General features: G+C 66.8%; 5 protein-coding genes. 2 read left to right on the forward strand and 3 right to left on the reverse strand.

Going from position 1 to position 3,256, the window contains the following annotated elements:
* Positions 1-123: 123 nt before the first annotated feature.
* Positions 124-729, reverse strand: a complete 606-nt coding sequence (locus OTB19_RS42285) for a DUF6444 domain-containing protein (protein WP_267804173.1) — start codon at positions 727-729, stop codon at positions 124-126.
* Between the two features lie 341 nt (positions 730-1,070).
* Between OTB19_RS42285 and OTB19_RS42290 the strand changes: the two genes are divergently transcribed.
* Entirely contained in the window at positions 1,071-1,532 is a 462-nt protein-coding gene (locus OTB19_RS42290) for a transposase (RefSeq protein ID WP_267804174.1), read from the forward strand.
* Positions 1,533-1,539: 7 nt separating this feature from the next.
* On the opposite strand, the gene OTB19_RS42295 is transcribed toward OTB19_RS42290, so the two are convergent.
* Positions 1,540-2,100, reverse strand: coding sequence for a recombinase family protein (locus tag OTB19_RS42295; protein ID WP_267804175.1), 561 nt, complete (start codon positions 2,098-2,100; stop codon positions 1,540-1,542).
* A gap of 231 nt (positions 2,101-2,331) precedes the next feature.
* Here OTB19_RS42295 and ssb point away from each other — a divergent pair, with 231 nt between their 5' ends.
* Positions 2,332-2,811, forward strand: coding sequence for a single-stranded DNA-binding protein (gene ssb, locus OTB19_RS42300; protein WP_267804176.1), 480 nt, complete (start codon positions 2,332-2,334; stop codon positions 2,809-2,811).
* 76 nt (positions 2,812-2,887) lie between these two features.
* Here ssb and OTB19_RS42305 read toward each other — a convergent pair whose 3' ends face one another.
* Positions 2,888-3,061, reverse strand: coding sequence for a hypothetical protein (locus tag OTB19_RS42305; protein WP_267804177.1), 174 nt, complete (start codon positions 3,059-3,061; stop codon positions 2,888-2,890).
* Positions 3,062-3,256 lie beyond the last annotated feature (195 nt).

A 3,256-nucleotide genomic window follows, 5' to 3' on the forward strand; every position in this document is an offset into this window, starting at 1 on the left:
TCAAGCGTCTCCACTCGGCAGTTGGTTACCGGCCTCCGCGGGAAGTCCATGCCGAGTTTGAGAATCTGCGACTCGCCGCATGAATTAATCGGTCAGATCCCTGTCCGGAAAACGCGAGGCCCCTCAGTCCATCGCCTCGGTCAGGCGCTTGGCCGGCAGATGCTGATACGCCGACAGGTAGCAGATCGCCGCACGAACTCCCGGCCCGTACACCGCGGAAGCACTCACATCATCGGGCGCCGAAGCGGTGGTGACCTGCCCGCACCCGCACACCATCCGGTGCAGCCGGTGCTCGGTGACGTGCGCCTTCACCGCCGGCAGATCGAAGACCTGCCGGACGCGGTACCCCGCACCGGCCACATCGCCAAGCCCGGCCCCGCAGCCGCCACAGGCATCCGGCCGGTGATCGACTATCGCGTCCGGATCGGCCACCCGCTCCAGCTGCCCGCCCGGATCCCCCTTCGCCCGGCCCGGCTTGCGCCCCGAACGCTGCCGCAACGACTTCGGCGCGGGCTTCTTGCCGAGCCCGTCACTCGACGGCGGCTTCGAGGAATTGTGCGAGTTGGCCGCGACCTGTCGCTCCAACTCCGCGACCCGCTCCGCCTGCGCGATGCTCCTCGCGGTCAGCTCTGCGATCGTCGCTGCCTGGGCGGACACCAGCAATCTCAACTCCACCACCAGCGCGGCCAACTCCTCGTACGAGGGCAGCTGCGGCGGGGCATCGGTCACAAGGTCAATCTACCGGCCCCGCAGGACCACCTCGCACCACATCGCCGCAGCTCACCGGCCGTCCAAAACAGTCACGCGCACATGACCTGCGACAATCGCTCGCGAGGCCGTGAACTGCCGTCACCCTCGCGGGTGACACGTGAAAAAGGCTCCTGGTACGGCAGCCGCACTTCGTGTGGTGAGCTGCGGGGACGCTGTTGATCGACGTGTTGTTGTGACCGGTTCGGCGGACAGTGAGGCGGCCGCTCCGGGATCGTTGCTCTGTGAGAAGTCAACATCCAAGAACGGCCGCTGCGTTGATGGTAGAGGCCCGGCGGGCCGATGAGGGCATCAACCTTCTGATGGAACGGATCCGTGGCGCCTTCGCCCGGATCCAGCCGTGGCTGACCGCAGCCTGCTACGTCCGGGCAGTTCTCTCCGACCTGCCCAAACGTAACGGCTGGACCATCGCGGAGTGGATCGGGCACCGCGGTCCGGACAAGGTCCAACGGCTGTTGAACCGGGCCTGTTGGGACACCGCCGAGGTGATGAGAGCCGTCCGCGGCTACGTCGTGGAGGGCCTGGACGCGGCAGCGCCGGCCCGCAGTATGACGGTCGGAGCTCTGGACGAGACCGGTCAGGAGAAGAAGGGCCGGGCCACCGCGGGTGTGAAACGCCAGCACATGGGCTGCGCCGACGGGGTCGCCAACGGGATCAACACCGTGCACCTGTCGTATGTGCGGGAAGGCGTGGGCCATGCGCTGATCGGGTGCCGGCAGTGGGTTCCGGGGTCACGCCGGTATCGCTCCAGGATTGCGCGTTAAGGATTGATCATGGTGCGGCGGTCTTGCCGAGGTGGCGGTAGATGGTGGGGCGGGTGACGCCGAACTCGTCGGCGATCTGCTGGACGGTCAGTTTGCCGGAGTCGTACATCTCGCGTGCCAGCTGGACCTGGCGGGGGCCGAGCTTGGGTTTCTGGCCGCCGGTGCGGCCCCGGGCGCGGGCGGCCTCCAGGCCGTCCATCGTCCGCTCTGACATGAGGGCGTGCTCGAACTCGGCGACCGCGCCCAGGATCTGGAAGAACATCCGGCCGACGGCGGTGGAGGTGTCGATGCCCTGGTCGAGCACGACCAGGTCCACGCCGCGCGCCTGGAGCTCCTTGGCGAGGTCGATCAGGTTCTCCAGCGAGCGGCCGAGCCGGTCGAGCTTGGTCACCACCAACTGGTCGCCTTCGCGGGCGACGAGGAGGGCCTTGTCGAGTTCGGGGCGGCGGGCGAGCTTGCCGCTGACCTTGTCGGTGAAGATCCGTTCGCACCCTGCGGCTCTTAGGGCGTCTTGTTGTGCTTCGGGGTGTTGGTCCCGTTTCGACACGCGTGCGACGCCGATTCTCATCGTCCGAGCGTAACGTAAACGGGGTAACGCATGGCATAGGCGCGTACGCGGGAAGCGTTACATTCGTGACCTGCGGGAACGTCATGTCGATCTTCGTGTAACGCGAACGATCGTTACCGAACCAGTGAGTCAGGGGCGCTCCGAGGGGAAGGCTGCGTGGGATGGAGGGCGTTCCGCGGCCGACAAGGAAATGCCGGGGGCGTTGTCACTGGTGTGTGGGAGGCTTCCTGCATGCGAAATGAGCTTCCGCTGACGGTGATCGGGAACCTTGTAGACGATCCGGAGTTGCGGTTCACGCCTGCGGGGGTCCCTGTTGCTCGCTTCACGGTGGCCTCGACCCCGCGTACGTTCGACCGTGATTCGAACACCTGGCGCGATGGGGAACCGACGTTCCTGGACCGCAGCGCCTGGAGGCAGCTGGCGGAAAACCTGGCCGGGTCGCTGACGAAAGGGGCCAGGGTGGTAGCGGCGGGCCGTCTGCGGACCGACCGGTGGGAGACCCCCGAGGGGGAGAAGCGCTCCCGTATGGTGCTGGATGTCGACGATGTGGGCGCCTCGATGACGTTCGCGACCGTCACGATCACCCGTACCACTCGCCCGGTCCCGCCGCGTGAGATCGCGCCGGACGACCCGTGGGCCACAGCCAGCCCTGCGCGGCCGGCAGCGCCCGTCGACGGCACAGGCGACTCCGCTGCGGAGCCCCCGTTTTGATCCGTCTCGAAGCTCTCGACCGGAACCTCTGCGGCACCTCTTTGAGATGTTCCGGTTGGCCTTCTGGCTTGGGATGCTACGGGTAGACGTTGCCAACCTCGACCAGCCACCACCGGTTTTGGGCGAAGGCCAGCACCACTGTGACCCGCCAGCCGGTCTGAGCCAGTTCGCTGGCCTTGCGGGGGACGGTGAGTGGTCCGATGTCGCCCTGGAACCACAGCTTCCCGGGCTCGACCTTGGTGATCTGCATGGGGATGCCGTCGTCGATCCACGTCCCGGCGGTTTCCGGGCTGCGGACCGGGCAGTTCAGGGTGAGCTGGTGTGCGACATCCCGTGAGTTCCTCTGAGGCCCTGGGGGTGTCGAGCCTGCTGGCCAGGGGGTTTGCCCCTCACTCCGCAGTTCGGCGCCCAGTGAAGGAACTTCAGGATTTGTGAAGTAGTCTCA

The organism is Streptomyces sp. H27-H5, assembly GCF_026627505.1.
Lineage (GTDB): Bacteria > Actinomycetota > Actinomycetes > Streptomycetales > Streptomycetaceae > Streptomyces.

What these genes read in the sequence shown, in the direction of transcription:
- OTB19_RS42290 (WP_267804174.1), top strand. Translation starts at nt 1,071, where the DNA reads ATGGAACGGATCCGTGGCGCCTTCGCCCGGATCCAGCCGTGGCTGACC.
- OTB19_RS42295 (WP_267804175.1), bottom strand. Translation starts at nt 2,100, where the DNA reads ATGAGAATCGGCGTCGCACGCGTGTCGAAACGGGACCAACACCCCGAA.
- ssb (WP_267804176.1), top strand. Translation starts at nt 2,332, where the DNA reads ATGCGAAATGAGCTTCCGCTGACGGTGATCGGGAACCTTGTAGACGAT.
- OTB19_RS42305 (WP_267804177.1), bottom strand. Translation starts at nt 3,061, where the DNA reads ATGCAGATCACCAAGGTCGAGCCCGGGAAGCTGTGGTTCCAGGGCGAC.